Source organism: Gordonia sp. PvP123, from assembly GCF_040547295.1.
Lineage (GTDB): Bacteria > Actinomycetota > Actinomycetes > Mycobacteriales > Mycobacteriaceae > Gordonia > Gordonia terrae.
Genome location: NZ_JBEPPN010000015.1, coordinates 63,129 through 78,285, shown reverse-complemented (window position 1 = coordinate 78,285; position 15,157 = coordinate 63,129). Strand labels below are relative to the sequence as shown.

12 protein-coding genes and 1 tRNA gene are annotated in these 15,157 nt (G+C 69.9%); 7 read left to right on the top strand and 6 right to left on the bottom strand.

Going from position 1 to position 15,157, the window contains the following annotated elements; translation table 11 throughout:
* Positions 1-140 precede the first annotated feature (140 nt).
* Positions 141-3,983: an nSTAND1 domain-containing NTPase gene (locus ABIC25_RS23235; RefSeq protein WP_354563362.1), complete on the top strand. Its 3,843-nt coding sequence runs from the start codon at positions 141-143 to the stop codon at positions 3,981-3,983.
* 239 nt (positions 3,984-4,222) lie between these two features.
* Here ABIC25_RS23235 and ABIC25_RS23230 read toward each other — a convergent pair whose 3' ends face one another.
* Positions 4,223-5,857, bottom strand: coding sequence for a carboxylesterase/lipase family protein (locus ABIC25_RS23230; RefSeq protein WP_354563361.1), 1,635 nt, complete (start codon positions 5,855-5,857; stop codon positions 4,223-4,225).
* Between the two features lie 72 nt (positions 5,858-5,929).
* On the opposite strand from ABIC25_RS23230, the gene ABIC25_RS23225 reads away from it, so the two are divergent.
* Entirely contained in the window at positions 5,930-6,283 is a 354-nt protein-coding gene (locus ABIC25_RS23225) for a hypothetical protein (protein WP_004022780.1), read from the top strand.
* 73 nt (positions 6,284-6,356) lie between these two features.
* Here ABIC25_RS23225 and ABIC25_RS23220 read toward each other — a convergent pair.
* Positions 6,357-6,428: transfer RNA gene (locus ABIC25_RS23220), tRNA-Thr, on the bottom strand.
* A gap of 68 nt (positions 6,429-6,496) precedes the next feature.
* Positions 6,497-6,883: a RidA family protein gene (locus ABIC25_RS23215; protein WP_004022779.1), complete on the bottom strand. Its 387-nt coding sequence runs from the start codon at positions 6,881-6,883 to the stop codon at positions 6,497-6,499.
* Between the two features lie 168 nt (positions 6,884-7,051).
* Between ABIC25_RS23215 and ABIC25_RS23210 the strand changes: the two genes are divergently transcribed.
* From ABIC25_RS23210 to otsB, 4 genes are all read left to right on the top strand, one after another.
* Positions 7,052-8,548, top strand: coding sequence for a threonine/serine exporter family protein (locus ABIC25_RS23210; RefSeq protein WP_004022778.1), 1,497 nt, complete (start codon positions 7,052-7,054; stop codon positions 8,546-8,548).
* 168 nt (positions 8,549-8,716) lie between these two features.
* Complete coding sequence (locus tag ABIC25_RS23205; RefSeq protein ID WP_010842782.1) at positions 8,717-8,878, top strand: hypothetical protein; 162 nt, start codon at positions 8,717-8,719, stop codon at positions 8,876-8,878.
* 40 nt (positions 8,879-8,918) lie between these two features.
* Positions 8,919-10,406 (top strand): alpha,alpha-trehalose-phosphate synthase (UDP-forming), encoded by a 1,488-nt coding sequence (locus ABIC25_RS23200; RefSeq protein ID WP_081487036.1) that lies wholly within the window; start codon positions 8,919-8,921, stop codon positions 10,404-10,406.
* Positions 10,403-11,191: a trehalose-phosphatase gene (gene otsB, locus ABIC25_RS23195; RefSeq protein ID WP_354563359.1), complete on the top strand. Its 789-nt coding sequence runs from the start codon at positions 10,403-10,405 to the stop codon at positions 11,189-11,191. Before ABIC25_RS23200 ends, otsB begins: the two co-directional genes overlap by 4 nt.
* On the opposite strand, the gene ABIC25_RS23190 is transcribed toward otsB, so the two are convergent.
* The 3 genes from ABIC25_RS23190 to ABIC25_RS23180 are packed head-to-tail and all read right to left on the bottom strand — an operon-like array spanning position 11,188 to position 14,347.
* Positions 11,188-12,348 (bottom strand): zinc-binding metallopeptidase family protein, encoded by a 1,161-nt coding sequence (locus ABIC25_RS23190; protein WP_354563357.1) that lies wholly within the window; start codon positions 12,346-12,348, stop codon positions 11,188-11,190. The two genes, otsB and ABIC25_RS23190, sit on opposite strands and share 4 nt — an antisense overlap.
* Positions 12,349-12,353: 5 nt before the next feature.
* Positions 12,354-13,163 carry a transglutaminase-like domain-containing protein gene (locus ABIC25_RS23185; protein WP_239403379.1) on the bottom strand — a complete coding sequence of 270 codons (810 nt, stop codon included), beginning with the start codon at positions 13,161-13,163 and terminating at the stop codon, positions 12,354-12,356.
* 56 nt (positions 13,164-13,219) lie between these two features.
* Positions 13,220-14,347: an ROK family transcriptional regulator gene (locus ABIC25_RS23180; RefSeq protein WP_354563355.1), complete on the bottom strand. Its 1,128-nt coding sequence runs from the start codon at positions 14,345-14,347 to the stop codon at positions 13,220-13,222.
* A gap of 38 nt (positions 14,348-14,385) precedes the next feature.
* Between ABIC25_RS23180 and ABIC25_RS23175 the strand changes: the two genes are divergently transcribed.
* On the top strand, positions 14,386-15,150 hold the full coding sequence (locus ABIC25_RS23175) for an SDR family NAD(P)-dependent oxidoreductase (RefSeq protein WP_354563353.1): 765 nt from the start codon (positions 14,386-14,388) through the stop codon (positions 15,148-15,150).
* Positions 15,151-15,157 lie beyond the last annotated feature (7 nt).

Sequence of the window (15,157 nt, the reverse complement as noted above, 5' to 3'; positions counted from 1 at the left end):
GCGGCTCTTCCGCCGGCGGGCACGGCCACGCGAGGCGCGCATGTGGCCGTCGCCACATCGGGTCGTCGATGGTGGCGCAGGGGGTTCGGCTACCGCATGATGGTGCGGTCGAACTGTCGGGCGAGCATGGGAACGGCTGAGTGGATTTCGGTGAGGCACTCGCGCGACTGTTCGTGCAAGCAGGCCGTCCCACCCTGCGTGCCTCGGCGTCCCGAGCCCGGGTGTCCGCGCAGCGGATCAGCGACTGGCGCAACGGCCGGCATCTCCCCCGGGACTTCGCGACCGTCGAACCGCTGCTCGTCTGGCTGACGGCGCGCGCCGTCGCCGCCGGCGCCGACGACGCGCTGACCATCCCGCAGTGGCGAGAGATGTGGGACCGTCGGACGCCGGAGGAGACCACCGGCGCCGAGCCGTCCGCGCCGCAGCACGCGCGCCCGTTTCCCGGACTGGCCACCCTGACCGCGGCCGACAGTCAGATGTATTTCGGTCGCGACGACGTCGTCGGCACCCTGGTCGACGCGATCCTGGCGGCGCGCACGGGCCGGCCGCCCCTTGCCCCCGCGTCTCGGCTCGTCGTGGTCACCGGGGTGTCGGGGTCCGGCAAGTCGTCGCTGCTGCGCGCCGGCCTGGCCCGGGACGCCCGGTTGCCCGCGCCCCGACTCGGCGAGATCACCCCGGAAGGTCTCGTCATCGCGGACCCGCCCGATCCGGAGACCACCGAGGCAACGGAAGACCTCGAGACAGCGGAGGCCACGGAGACGACAGAGGCCACGGAGGCGACCAAGGCCACGGAGACGACGACCGAGGACGCGGTCATCGTCATCGACCAGTTCGAGAACGTCTTCTCTCTCGAGGACTCGCTGCGGGCCGAGACGCTGCGGCGGGTCGAGGACCTCGCGTCCGACACCGTCGTCGTGGTCGGCGTGCGAGCCGACTTCTTCAGTCAGTGCGTCGAGCACCCGTTTCTCGCCGACGCGTGGCAACACCGCTGCGTGATCGTCTCGGAGATGACCCGCACGCAGTTGCGCGAGGTGATCACCGCGCCCGTGCGGCTCGCCGGCGGCCGGATCGAGACCGGACTCGCCGACGTGATGATCGCCGAGCTGTACGAGGCCTCGACGGGCGGCGACCGGGCCGGCCGCCTGCCGTTGCTCGCACACGTTCTGCAGGCGACCTGGGCACGCCGCAGCGGCAATCGGATGACCCTGTCCGGCTACCGGGCCACCGGCGGCATCGCCCGCGCCGTCGCCGACACCGCCGAGTCCGCCTGGGCGGCGATCGATCCGCGGCACCGGGACCTCGCACGGGCGGTTCTGCTCGCCCTCGTGCACGTCGGTCCGGCCGGTATCGCGCTGCGCGTGCCGCTGTCCACCGCGACCATCGCCGACCGCTTCCCGCCCGAGGTCGCCACCGTCATCGACGAGTTCGCCCAGGCCAGGCTGCTCACCGTGTCCACCGACTCGGTGATGCTCGTGCACGACGTCGTGCTGACCGCGTGGCCACGTCTGGCCGAGTGGATCGCCGACGACACCGACAACCACCTGTGGCGCCAGCAGGTCGACGCCGACAGCGCCGCCTGGCTGGCCAACGGTCGAGGCAGGTCCTTCCTCTACACCGGGTCGCGCCTCGACGACGCACAGCGCCGCCGACGGACCCTTCGCAGTGACTATCTGCACCTGTTGAGCAGAGAGAACGACGCCTTCCTCGATGCCGCGGTCGCCATGCAGCGGCAGCGGCACCTGACCCGACTCGGTGCGGTGTCGGTCATCGTGGTGCTGGCCATCGCCGCGTCCATCACCGCGGCGATCGGGTTCCGGCAGGCGCACGACCTCCGGCAACAGCGCAATGCCGCCGAACGGTCGGCACTGCTGTCCCACATCGACAGCATGCAGTACTCCAACCCGTCGCTGGCGGCGCGGTTGTTGCTCATCGCGCACCACCTCTATCCCGACGACCCGACCGTGGCGAGCCGGCTGCGCGGGGCAGCGACGACGCCGCTCGTGACGTCGCTGACCGGCCACACCGGCCCGGTCTACGACCTGTCCTTCGACCGGACGGGCACCCGGTTGGCGTCGGCCGGCGGCGACCGGACCGTACGGGTCTGGACACGGTCCGAGGCGTCGGACTATCGCGAGACCGCCGTCCTGCGCGGCTTCGGGAACTACGTCACCAGCACCGACTTCCATCCGACCCGACAGCTGCTGGCGAGCAGCAGCGGAGACGGCTCCGTCCGCATGTGGGATCTGACCGACGTGTCGAGACCCCGACTGGCGACGACGGTGTCCCCCGGTCACGGCACGGTCTACATGGTGCGGTTCGCCGCCGACGGCCGCACGCTGGCCGCGTCGTCGGACGACGGCACGATCACCGTCTACGCGGTGTCCCCGGCCGGATCGATCCGGGAGACAGCCGTTCTGCGCGGGCACACCGCCGCGGCGCGGACCCTGTCCTTCAGCCCCGACGGACGCGTCCTCGCCAGCGGCGGCGACGACCGCACCGTGCGACTGTGGACGACCGGCGAGGCACCCCGGCCGCTCGGCCCGCCGCTCACCGGCTTCCCCAGCATCACCCATGCCGTCGCCTTCAGCCCCGACAGTCGCTCGCTCGCGGTCACCGGCGACAGCCCCAACACCCAACTCTGGGATGTCGCCGACCCGCTCGCACCCCGCCCGCTGAGCACGTCTCTGCCCAACAGCACCGCGGGCTCGTGGTCCATCGGCTTCGACGGTTCCGGCGCGCAGTTGGCCTCGGCCCGCGCCGACGGTCTCGTGCGGGTCTGGAACACCGCCAATCCGACCTCGCCGACCCTGCAGTGGGCGCTGCAGACCACCTCCGAGCAGGGCTCGGTACGCACCTTCGCCGCCCGGTTCGACCCGAGCGGCGAACAGCTCGTGTCCGGTCGGTCCGACGGCACCATCGATGTCTGGAGCCTGCCCGGCCGGACCGAACCCGACCGCGGCGGAACGATCACCGGACTGGGCACCGACGCCGCACAACGGGTCCTGGCGACCGTCGGCTCCGACACGACCCTGAACCTGTGGACGACGTCGGGCGGTCTCACGCTGCGTTCACGAACCCCGATCCAGCGTCGGGTCAACGACCATCCGCGCGTCAGCCTCAACGGCCCCGGCACCCTGGCCGCCACGGCGAACAACAACGGTGGGCTCGTCGAGTTGTGGGACATCACCGACACCGCGGCCCCGCGCCGCGCCGCGGCCCTCGACGTCGCCACCCGCTATTCCTTCCCGGTCGTCTTCGCGCCCTCGGGGAACCTGCTCGCGACCGGGGACACGGATACGACCGTCGCCCTGTGGGACACGTCGGTGCCCGGCGCCCCACGGCGGGTGGGTGCCCCGCTGCGCGGGCCCACCGACCTCATCCGCAACGCCGCCTTCAGCCCTGACGGCACGCGGCTCGCACTGACCTCCGACGACAAACGCGTCTACCTGTACGACCTCACGTCGCCGAGTCCGGACCCGATCGACGTCATCACCGACGACGCGCCGATCGCCCAGGCCGCGTTCGACGACGACGGCGAGGTGCTGGTGGTCGCCTCCCGCGACCTCTCCACCTGGCGCCTGCCCCCGACGGGCACGGACGCCGAGCCGGAACTCCTCGACCGCCGGGAGGACATGTTCGCCTCCACGGTGTCGATGGCGCCGAACCGGATCGCGGTGGGCACCGCCACGCACGAACTGATCAGCTTCGCGCTCGGCGACGACGGGCGGCTCGGCGATCGCCAACCGGTCGGGACCCTGCTCGCCACCACCGACACCACCACCACCTGGCAGCTACCGGTCCGGCTCCCGTCCGACGACGAGATCATCGCCGGCGGCGACACGACCGGGAACGTCTACCGGCACACGCTCGATCTCGACGTGGCCCGCGACTGGATCTGCGCGAGCACCGCACCCCTCACCGACGCGCAGCGCGACGCCTATCTCCCACACGTCGACGTGCGCGCGAACTGTGGCCGGGACTGAATGTCGTTCACCGACAGGTGACCTCGACACGCGGCGTCCTCGCTGCGCTCGGTCGACGCGGCTCGGCCAGCAGGGGGGCGGCGCTGCTCGGCCGGCGCAGGGAAGCCCTCAACTGCTGGTTGAGCCGGCACCGAGCGCAGCCGCCGGGCCGAGCAAGCGACGAAGGAGCGCGTCGAGGTCGAGGAGCCGAGTCGAAGCCACTTGGTGACCTCGACGGGCGCGGCGGCAGAGCGCGCGTCTCAGCGGAAGCCGAGCACCTCGTCGCCCCACGCCTCCCAGATGTCGCCGTCGAGATTCTGTACGACCCGATCCTCGGCATCGATGCGCAGCACCGGGCGATGACCGGAGTCGTAGGTGGGCCAGGGATCGCCGAGCGTCCCGGCATCCGGCTCCTGCCCGTGCGCGAAGGCGGTCCAGCGTCGGACCATCCTCTCCGACACGGCTTCTCCCTGCTTACGGCCGCCGAGCAAGAAGGTGACGTCGCGGGGCCCGGAGCCCAGATTCCCCCACACATAAGGGACTTCGGTCGCGTGGGCGGCGCCGAGCCCGAGGAGCCGGAACATCCGCGTCGTCCAGTCGTACCGGTACACATAGACCGGCGCGGAGCGTGCGTGCGCCTCGGCGAGCCACAACGTGGGCATCCGGAACGCCACATCGCGGGCCACACCGAGCCCGGTGACCTTGGGCCGCAGGCCCGAATAGGCCGAGAGCACTTGCGCACGCTCCGGCAGGACGACGTCCGGATACTCCTTCGCCATCCCCGCGAACATCCGCTCGATGTCGGCGGTGGTGATCGGCATGAGCGGAGACTTCATGTACTTGAACAGGTTTGCCTCGTCGCGATTGGTCCCGATGATCAGCGGCACCGGATGCGCGCGACCCGCGCGATAGACGTCGAGGGGGTGCTCGGGCAACAGATCGCCGTCGATGACCGGAGCGAACGCGATCGTCCCCGGGGTCTCGCCGGGGATCTTCTCGAACAGGGTGGTGGTGATCGCCGAACACGTCATGCCGTCGAGCTCGTCGAGCCGCTCGACGATCTCGGCGGTGTCGAGTTCACCGGCGTCGATCCCGGCGACCTCGAGCAACTGCGTCGCGACCCGCGCCGCCCGGTCGGCCCCGTACATCGACGTCACCGGGGAACTCTGCGCAATCGCGCGGCCGAAGAGCCCCGCCGCGGCCGGCATGGTGAGCAGCGCGGTGACCAGACCCGCCCCGGCCGATTCGCCGAACACCGTCACCTTGTCGGGATCGCCACCGAAGGCGGCGATGTGGTCACGCACCCAGCGCAGTGCGGTCAGCACATCGCTGAGTCCCGCGTTCGACTCGAACCGTTCGTCGATCGACGACAGGTCGGCGAAGCCGAGCACCCCGAGTCGGTAGTTGAGCGTCACCACGACGACGTCGCCGGTGGCGGCGAGGTTCGAGCCCTCGTAGAACGGCTGGGCCCCGGACCCCAGCACGTAGGCGCCGCCGTGCAGCCACACCATCACCGGGAGTCCGACCGCCTCGTCGGCATGCTCGGAGGCGCCCGGCGGGGTCCACACGTTGAGGAACAGACAGTCCTCGTCCATGACCACGTCCGGGCCGAGGCGGACCGCGGGGTTCAACTGCTGCGGGCACACCGCACCGAAGGTGGCGGCGTCCACGACGTCCTCGGGCGCGTCGCTCTCCTCCAGCGGAACCGCACGACGCCACCGCAATCCGCCCACGGGCGGACGCGCGTACCGGATCCCCCGCCACACGTCGGCCCGGTCGCCGACGACGCCACGGTAGGTCCCGACGCGGGTCTCGGCCAGCGGGCGTGGGCCGGTCGTTGCGTCTCCCGCCAAGACGGGCGGAGTCGTGGACGTGCCCGGTTCGTCGTGCTTCATCAGTCCATCGTGCACCGTGAACCTGTTCCGGTTGTCCAGAACTCCGGTGCGTCTGCTGGGTAGGGTGACCCCATGGAGCTACTACGCAACGTCGTAATCTTCCTGCACATCATCGGCTTCGCCGTCACCTTCGGCGCCTGGGTCACCCAGCTCGTGGCGCGCGAGTTCCGCGTCACCCGCGTGATGGACTACGGAATCCTGCTCTCCTTGCTCACCGGGCTCGCGCTCGCGGCGCCGTGGCCGGCCGGAATCGACCTGAACTACCCCAAGATCGGCATCAAACTGGTGATCCTGGTGGTCCTCGGCGCGATCCTCGGTATCGGGAGCGCACGGCAGAAGCGCACCGGCGAGCCCGTCCCGCGTCCCCTCTTCTGGGCCGTCGGCGCCCTGTCCCTCCTCGCCGCGGGCCTCGCGGTCATCTGGTAGCCGACCCCCGGCGAGCGGGGCTCGTGAAACGACGACGCCGCGCACCGGATCGGTGCGCGGCGTTCGTCCTCGGAGCCCCCTGTCGGGATTGAACCGACGACCGCTCGCTTACAAGGCGAGTGCTCTACCACTGAGCTAAGGAGGCGCGCGAGCGAGTATATCCGCCGGACCGCCATCCGGTTCACCGGCACCCGGCCGGCCCGGGCCGCCGGATCAGCCCCGGATCGCGGCGACCGCCTCGATCTCCACCAGCTGTTCGTCGTAGGCGAGGACCGAGACGCCCAGCAGGCTGCCTGCCGGCTTGTGGTCGCCGAAGGCCTCGGTCACCGCGTCCCACGCGACCTCCAGATCGGCCTGCAGGTGCTCGGCGACGAAGACGGTGATCTTGGCGACGTCGCGCAGTGTGGCGCCGGACTCGACCAGTGCGGCCTCGAGATTCTTCATGCACTGCACGGCCTGTTCGCGAACGTTCCCGGGAGCGACGGTCGCGCCGTCGGCGTCGATGGGCGCCGCGCCGGCGGTGAAGACGAGACTTCCGGGACTCACCGTGGCGCTGCGGGTGTGACCGTCTCGGGGACCGTTGATCTGCACGGAGGACATGCCGCGATCGTAGACGAGCGGCCCCGGCCACCACCGCTGCCGACTCCTGCACCGACCCTGCCCGTGCTGCCCGGACGGTGGAGGTGTATCCAGTCTCCTGTCAGGGTTGAACCGGCCGGGTGTCGGTTACCCCGCGAGCACTCCACCATCGACCCGAGGAGGCCTTGCGTGCGCGAACAGATCGGCCGTGTCCTGCGTCGGCTCAGCGGCAGCCGGCAGGCGACGATCGACACCATCGAACCCGGCAGCATCATGGTGTCGCCGCGCAAGCCGATCGAACCGTTCGACGTCGCGGCCATCACCGAGGTCCTCGACCTCGCCACGAAGATCGGTGCGGTGCTGCTCGACTCGGGCACCGGGGCCATCGACACCCAGACCCAGATCAAGTTCGTCGCCGGCGTCTACGGCCTCGAGGACGTGGACGTCGACGTCACCTACAACACGATCGTGGTGAGCGCCCGGCGCGGCGCGACGCTCCCGCCCATCACGACGATGGAGCAGGTCTACTACCGCTCGATGGACTTCACGCGACTCGCGCAGGTCGACCGGCTCGTCCGTCGGATCCGCGATTCGTTCATCAGTCCGTCCACGGCGCACCAGATGGTCGACGAGATCATCACGGCACCCCACCCCTATCCGCACTGGCTGGCGACCACCGCCTGGGGGATCATGGCGTCGGGCATCGCGGTCCTGCTCGGTGGCGAGTACCTCGTCGCCGCACTCGCCTTCCTGACCACCGTCGTGACGGTCACCGTGAACCGCTGGCTCAACCGCATCAGGACGCCCGTCTTCTTCCAGCAGCTCACCGGCGGCTTCATCGCGGTCGTCCCGGCCGCCCTCGTCTTCGCCGCGGCCGAGCGGCTCGGTGTCCAGATCGCGCCGTCGCAGGTCATCGCGGCCGGCATCGTCGTGCTGCTGTCCGGGCTGTCGCTGGTCGGGTCGGTCCAGGACGCGATCACCGGGGCACCGATCACCGGGGTCGCCCGGTTCTTCGAACTGTTGCTGATGACCGGCGGCATCATCGCCGGCGTCGGCGTCGCGATCCGGATTCTGGAGGCGGGTGGCATCTTCCTGCCGACGATCACCACGACGACCAGCTTCGAGGTCGTCGAACTCCCGATCCGCGTGGTCGCGGGTGCGGTGGCCGCGTGCGCGTACGCCCTCGCGAGTTACGCCGAGACGCGGGCGCTGGGCGTGGCGTTCCTCGGCGGCTTCATCGGCACCGCCGTGGCGGCCGCGTCGACGTTCACCGACATCGGCGACGTCATCGCGAACGGTCTCGCGGCGGCGTTCGTCGGGCTGATCGGCGGTCTGCTCGCACGCCGTGCGCTGACGCCTCCGCTCGTCGTCGCCGTGGCCGGAATCACCCCGCTGCTACCCGGTCTCGCGGTCTATCGAGGGCTCTACGGCATCCTGGGGGACCAGACGCTCGACGGGTTCACCTGGATCGCGAACGCGCTGGCCATCGGCTGCGCACTGGCCGCGGGTGTCACCCTGGGCGAGTTCGTCGCCCGGTCGCTGCGCCGTCCCCAACTGCCGCCCCGTCCGGACTGGCGACTCCGCCGCCGGATCGCCCTGCGCGAGGATCGCGAGGCACGCCAGGCGCACGCTGCCGGACGCCGGGCCCGCGCGAACCGATGGCGTCCACCACCACCGCGGCGCTGACCCGAGGCGGCTGGCCGTGAGCACCGGCGATGCCCGGGTAGAATAGGGAGTCGGGCGTGCCGTCGACGGCCACTTCGCCACCGGGCGAATCGTCCGAGACACCGCACCACCGCGCCGCCTGACCATCGCGCACCGAACGCACACATGCCGCACAACGAGGGGACTCACATGCCCGCGAAGACGACCGACATCGCCGACGAAGAACTGGAACCGGTGGCCGACGAGACCGCCAACTCGGCGCGCCGCGTCGTCGCCGCATACGCGACCGACGCCGACGAGTGCCGGATGCTGTTCGCCATGCTGGGGATCGCGCCGGGCGAGAACGCCTGACCAGGTGGCTCCGCGAGCAGGAGAAACCCACCCCGAGGGCGTGACCGGCACCGACCGGGCCGCCCACGACGGGGCGGAGTTCGTGGTCGTCGCGAACCGTCTGCCCGTCGACAAAGAAGTCCTCCCCGACGGCACCGTCAACTGGAAGCGGAGCCCGGGTGGGCTCGTCACCGCGCTCGAACCGATCCTGCGCGCCAACACCGGCGCCTGGGTCGGATGGTCGGGAATTCCCGACTCCGACGACAACCCCGACATCGAGGGCATCGACATCCACGCGGTCCCCCTGTCGACGCAGGAGATCGCCGAGTACTACGAGGGCTTCTCCAACGCCACGCTGTGGCCGCTCTACCACGACGTCATCGTCAAACCCGAGTACCACCGCGAGTGGTGGAACACCTACGTCGAGGTGAACCGGCGGTTCGCCGAGGCGGCGTCGAGGGCCGCGGGCGAGGGCGCCGTCGTGTGGGTGCAGGACTACCAGCTGCAGCTGGTGCCCAAGATGCTGCGGATGCTGCGGCCCGACGTCAAGATCGGCTTCTTCCTGCACATCCCGTTCCCGCCGGTCGAACTGTTCATGCAGATGCCGTGGCGGACCGAGATCGTCGAGGGCCTCCTGGGCGCCGACCTCATCGGATTCCACCTGCCGGGCGGGGCGCAGAACTTCCTCTTCCTGGCCCGGCGCCTCGCCGGTCAGGCGACGAGCAAGGGCACCGTCGGCGTGCGGTCACGTTTCGGCGTGGTCCAGGTCGGATTCCGGACCGTGCGCGTCGGCGCCTTCCCCATCTCCATCGAGTCCGGCGAGCTCGACGCGCAGTCCAAGACCCGCAAGATCCGGGAGCGCGCCGCCGAGATCCGCCGTGAACTGGGCAATCCGAAGACGATCATGCTCGGCGTCGACCGGCTCGACTACACCAAGGGCATCGACGTCCGGCTCAAGGCCATCTCGGAGCTGCTGGCCGAGAAGCGCCTCGACCCCGCCGACACGGTGATGCTGCAACTCGCGACGCCGAGCCGGGAACGCGTCGACAGCTACAAGCAGATGCGCGCCGGGATCGAGCAGCTCGTCGGGAACATCAACGGCACGTACGCGACCGTGGGACATCCCGTGGTGCAGTACCTGCACCGTCCGGTCCCCCGCGAGGAACTCCTCGCCTTCTTCGTGGCGGCCGACGTCATGCTGGTCACTCCCCTGCGCGACGGCATGAATCTCGTCGCCAAGGAGTACGTCGCCTGCCGGGGCGATCTCGGCGGCGCGCTCGTACTCAGCGAATTCACCGGTGCCGCAGCCGAACTGCGCTCGGCCTATCAGGCCAACCCGTATGACCTCGACGGCGTGAAAGACGCGATCGAGGCCGCCGTCGAACAGAGCGAACACGAGGGCAGGCGGCGGATGCGCGCACTGCGGAGACAGGTCCTCGCACACGATGTCGCGAAGTGGGCGGAGAGCTTCCTCGGCACCCTCGGCGCCGACTCCGACACCGAGCTGTCACCCAACCGGGGTGTTCATCTGGTGGACGAAGCGGAATGAGCGACAACGGGATTCCCGAAGAGCTCACCGAGGCGCTGACGCGGGCCGCCGGCGTGGGGGTGCTGCTCCTGGCCAGCGACTACGACGGATGTGTCTCACCGATCGTCGCGCGTCCCGAGGACGCCGTCCCCGACCCCGCGTCGATCGACGCTCTCGTCGCTGCGGCCGCACTGCCCGACACCGTCGTCGCCGTCGTGTCCGGTCGCGAGCGCGCCGTGCTCGCTGCGCTGTCCGGCCTCGACGCCCCGGTGGTACTGGTCGGCAGCCACGGCAGCGAGTTCGAGTCCGGGTTCGCGGTCGAGATCACCGATGATGCCCGTGCCCTGCTGAACCGGTTGATCGACGAGTTGTCGTCGATCGCCGCCGATTTCCCGGGCAGCACGGTCGAGGTCAAACCGGCCAGCACCGTGTTGCACGTGCGCAACGCGTCGGAGGCCGACGCCGTCGCGGCACTCGACCGTGTCCGGACCGGTCCGGCCTCCTGGCCCGGTGTGCACACCACCGAGGGAAAGGCCGTTCTCGAACTCGCGGTGATCGAGACCAGCAAGGGGCATGCGCTCGACACCCTGCGCGACCGGATCGGCGCCGACGCGGTCATCTACCTCGGTGACGACGTCACCGACGAGAAGGCCTTCGCCCACCTCCGACCGGAGGACGGCGACATCGGCATCAAGGTCGGCGAGGGCGACACCGCCGCGGAGTTCCGCATCGCCGACACCGACGACGTGGCAACAGTTCTCGCGTTCGTGGCCGAACAGCGGGCGCGCACGGCGTCGGTCGGCTAGGGAGCGACGCCCTCCTGGGCCGGCGCCGCGACGAGCGGGTCCGTCGTCACCGCCCGGCGGGCACTCTCGCGGATCACCTCGTGCACGAAACCGAGTTTGCGCACGACCGGCTCGGGGATGGTGAAGGGGTACAGCGGCCGGCGGCCCATCGCGACGTTCACCCGATTCAACATGAGCGACAACCACTTCCAGTCGTAGAGCAACCGTTCGATCGGCTCGTCGGCATACGACCGGAGCGGCACGATGTCACGCTCCATCGTGAACCGGACCTGCTGGGCATCGAGGTTGAGTCCGGATTCCCGTGCGGTGTCGATGGTTCCGGTGATGTGCAGGTAATGCGCGAAACACTCGGCGAAGTCCTCCCACGGGTGCATCGTGGCGTACTCGGAGATGAACGACTCGTGCCAGTTCTCGGGTGCCCCGAACCGGTAGTGCCGCGTGATCGCATCGGCGTAGCTCACGCGCTCGTCGCCGAACAGGTTCCGGCACCGATCGAGATAGCGGTCCGCTCCCGGTCCGGTCTCGACGAGCACGTGTTCGAAGTAGTGTCCCGTCTCGTGCCGGAAGTGACCGAGCATGGTGCGGTACTGCTCGCCGAGATCGACCCGGAGCCGCTCGCGATACGCGTCCTGGGTCTCGGCGAGGTCGATGGTCACCACACCACCCGCGTGGCCGATCATCACCGGCCGGCCGAGCGTCTGGCTCGACAGGAGGTCGAACGCCAGACCACCGTCGGTGCGCCAGAACGGTTCCACCGGTAGACCCAGATCGACGAGCTGATACACCAGCAGCCGCAGATCGAAGGATGCCGACGCGAGCTTCTCGAGTGCGATGGTGTCCTCGGCGTCGGGCTGACGGCGGATCAGGGACTCCGGAAAGCACCGCCCCCGCAGGCCGATGCTGTCATCGGCGACCTCGGCCGGTGTCAGCCAATTACACCGCGTGCGATCCCACAGCGAGCACCGAACCCACCGTTGCTTGTTCGGCCCGCTCGCTCCGCTCCCGGCGCCGGGGCCGTCGATCTCGACCCCGTCCTCGCCGACCACGTACAGCGACCGCGACGGCAGGTGGACGCCGACGGTCGTCCCGCAGTCCGGGCACGTCTGACGGTCGAAGCCCGACAGCGCATTGCAGACCGGGCAGGTGAGCGCGTGCACGCGGCTCAGCCTATCCGGACGCGTGCGATCCCGTCGTCGATCGGGAGCTCGCCGCGCACCGTTGCCGTCACCTCGTAGGAGTTGAGGTTGATCGAACCGCGATGGTTGTCGAGGAATGCGGTGTCGGCGGCATCGCGGCCGGTCGAGATCCGCACGATGCTCTGCCGCGGAGCGAGTCCGGTCGCGTCGACGACCACCCACTCGCCGTCCACGATCGCCTCGGCGACGGCGTGGAAGTCCATCGGCGAACATCCCGGCGCGTACACCGCGACGAGACGCGCGGGGATGTTGAGTGCCCGTAGGAGTGCGACGACCAGATGCGCGTAGTCGCGGCACACGCCGGCACCGGCGAGCAATGTGTCGGCGGCACCGTCGATGGGATCGGAGGTCCCCGGGATGTAGCTGAGCCGATCCGACACGTATTCGGTGACCTGTCTCAGGATCTCACCGTCGGGCAGCGACGAGTCGAACTGGCCCGCGGCGAACCCGAAGAACTTGTCGCACTCGGCGTATCGGCTGGGACGCAGGTATGTCGAGCGATCGGCGATGTCGACGGGCAGCGGATCGGCGGGGGTCAGCACCGACGCCCAGTAGTCGATGGTCAGGACACCCCGCTCGAGTTGCAGGCGGTGGATCCGGGAACCGTGCGGGCCGATGATCTCCTCCGGGGTCACCGACCGTCCGTCGAACTCGAGCTTGAGTTCCTCCTCCAGGTGGAGTCCGGGCACTCGGGCGACGGTGATCTGCATCTCCAGTTCGGTGGGGTCGTCGACCCGCACCTCGAGCCGTGCGGACACATCGCGGGGCAGCGTCATGGACTCACCGTAGGGGATGTGCGCGACGACGGCAGCGGCAGGCGGCCTGGGACCCGCTACAGCGTCGCCATGGCCGCGACCGGGTCCGCGTAGATGACGCTGAGCGCCACCACGACCGCCGCGCTCTCCTGCACGCGCACACCGAATCTCGACGGCGCGATCTCCAGCGGCCAGGTGAGCGTCGTCGCCTCGTCGAAGGCTGCCTGTACCGGGGCGAGCCCATGGGGGTGCGCAGCGAACGCATCGCCCGCGACGACGATGGCATCGGGATTGATCACGTCCCGGATGAGCGCGACCGACTCACCGAGAACGCGGGCCCGCTCGTCGACGATCCGGGCCGACGTGGGACTGATGGCGAGGCGACGCGCCGCGGCCTCGGCGGCGTCGTCGCCGATGACGTTCTGCAACCGGACCCGGGTGAGCCCGGGGGCCAGCACCGGCGCCGTCACCGGCAGATGGGCGATGGTGCCCGCCCCGCGTTCGGGCACATGCACCCGGCCGTCGAGAGTCATTGCCATTCCCGCTGTTTCACGGGCGTAGAAGAACAGACCGGACCCACCGTCGTCCCGTGGATGCGACAGGAGCAGCTCAGCGGCGGCCATCGCCTCGACGTGCTCGCACACCGATACCGGGGTGCCGAGATGGTCGGCAAGTGTTGCGCCCACGCCGAGTTGATGCCAGCCCAGGACCCGATGGTTCACCACCCCGGTCTCGGCGTCGACCGCACCGCCGACGGCTACCCCGCCCCACAGCAGCCGGCGCCCGCTGAACCGCGCGACGAGTTCGGCGAGCAGTGCGCTGAGGTGCCGTATGGCGGCTTCCTGGTCCTCCGTCGGCGTCAGCACGGCGTGGCTGTGCAACGTTCGCCCGCCGAGGTCGGCAATGGCGAGCACGGTCCGCCGGGCACCGATGTGCATGCCGGCGACACACAACGAGTCACGATCGATGGTCAGCGGATTCTTCGGTCGGCCAATGGATTTCGGCACGACCAGATCGGGACGTTCGACGACGAGACCGTGCGCGGCCAGCGCGTGCACCTGGCGGTTGATGGTGGCCGGCGACAGACCCGTCGTCGCGGCCAGCTGATCCCGGGTCACCGGTCCGCCGACCCGGATCGCGTGCAGGACCGCCGCCGCCGGGGTGGAGGTCAGTTGCAGCGCCGCCGGGATCACTCCCCCACGCATGCGAAGAATGTAGCAGCGGTGACCGTAAAGTTGAGCCCATGAGCACCGACACCGCCTCCCAGTCGACAGACAACCGACCGATCGCCGTGGTCACCGGCGCGAGTTCGGGGATCGGCGCGGCCACCGCGCGTCAGCTCGCCGCGCAGGGCTATCACGTGGTACTCGGCGCCCGGCGGCTCGATCGGGTGACGGCTCTGGCCGACGAGACCGGGGGCACCGGACGACAACTCGACGTCACCGACGAGGACTCCGTGGCAGCGTTCGTCGCCGGACTCGACACGGTGAACGTGCTCGTGAACAACGCCGGTGGCGCGAAGGGCCTGGACCCGGTGTCGACCGCCGATCTCGACGACTGGCGCTGGATGTGGGAGACCAACGTGCTGGGCAGTCTGCGGGTCACCAAGGCACTGCTTCCCGCTCTCATCGCCTCCGGGGACGGCCTGATCGTCTCGGTCACCTCGATCGCGGCGTTCGAGGCCTACGACAACGGCGCGGGGTACACGTCGGCGAAACACGCCCAGGGTGTCACCCACCGGACACTGCGCTACGAACTGCTCGGGAAGCCGGTACGGCTCACCGAGATCGCCCCGGGCATGGTCGAGACCGACTTCTCCCTCGTCCGTTTCGAGGGCGACCAGGAACGCGCGGACAAGGTCTACGAGGGCCTCACGCCGCTGGTCGCCGAGGACGTGGCCGAGGTCATCGGGTTCGTCGCGTCCCGCCCGCCGCACGTGAACCTGGATCAGATCATCCTCAAGCCACGCGACCAGGCCTCCGCCCGACGGAACATCAAGACGGGCTAGTGGTGTG

Bases quoted from the DNA above. Each gene is read 5' to 3' on its own strand.
- ABIC25_RS23230 (WP_354563361.1), bottom strand. From the start codon at position 5,857: ATGAAGCACGACGAACCGGGCACGTCCACGACTCCGCCCGTCTTGGCG.
- ABIC25_RS23225 (WP_004022780.1), top strand. From the start codon at position 5,930: ATGGAGCTACTACGCAACGTCGTAATCTTCCTGCACATCATCGGCTTC.
- ABIC25_RS23215 (WP_004022779.1), bottom strand. From the start codon at position 6,883: ATGTCCTCCGTGCAGATCAACGGTCCCCGAGACGGTCACACCCGCAGC.
- ABIC25_RS23205 (WP_010842782.1), top strand. From the start codon at position 8,717: ATGCCCGCGAAGACGACCGACATCGCCGACGAAGAACTGGAACCGGTG.
- otsB (WP_354563359.1), top strand. From the start codon at position 10,403: ATGAGCGACAACGGGATTCCCGAAGAGCTCACCGAGGCGCTGACGCGG.
- ABIC25_RS23185 (WP_239403379.1), bottom strand. From the start codon at position 13,163: ATGACGCTGCCCCGCGATGTGTCCGCACGGCTCGAGGTGCGGGTCGAC.
- ABIC25_RS23180 (WP_354563355.1), bottom strand. From the start codon at position 14,347: ATGCGTGGGGGAGTGATCCCGGCGGCGCTGCAACTGACCTCCACCCCG.
- ABIC25_RS23175 (WP_354563353.1), top strand. From the start codon at position 14,386: ATGAGCACCGACACCGCCTCCCAGTCGACAGACAACCGACCGATCGCC.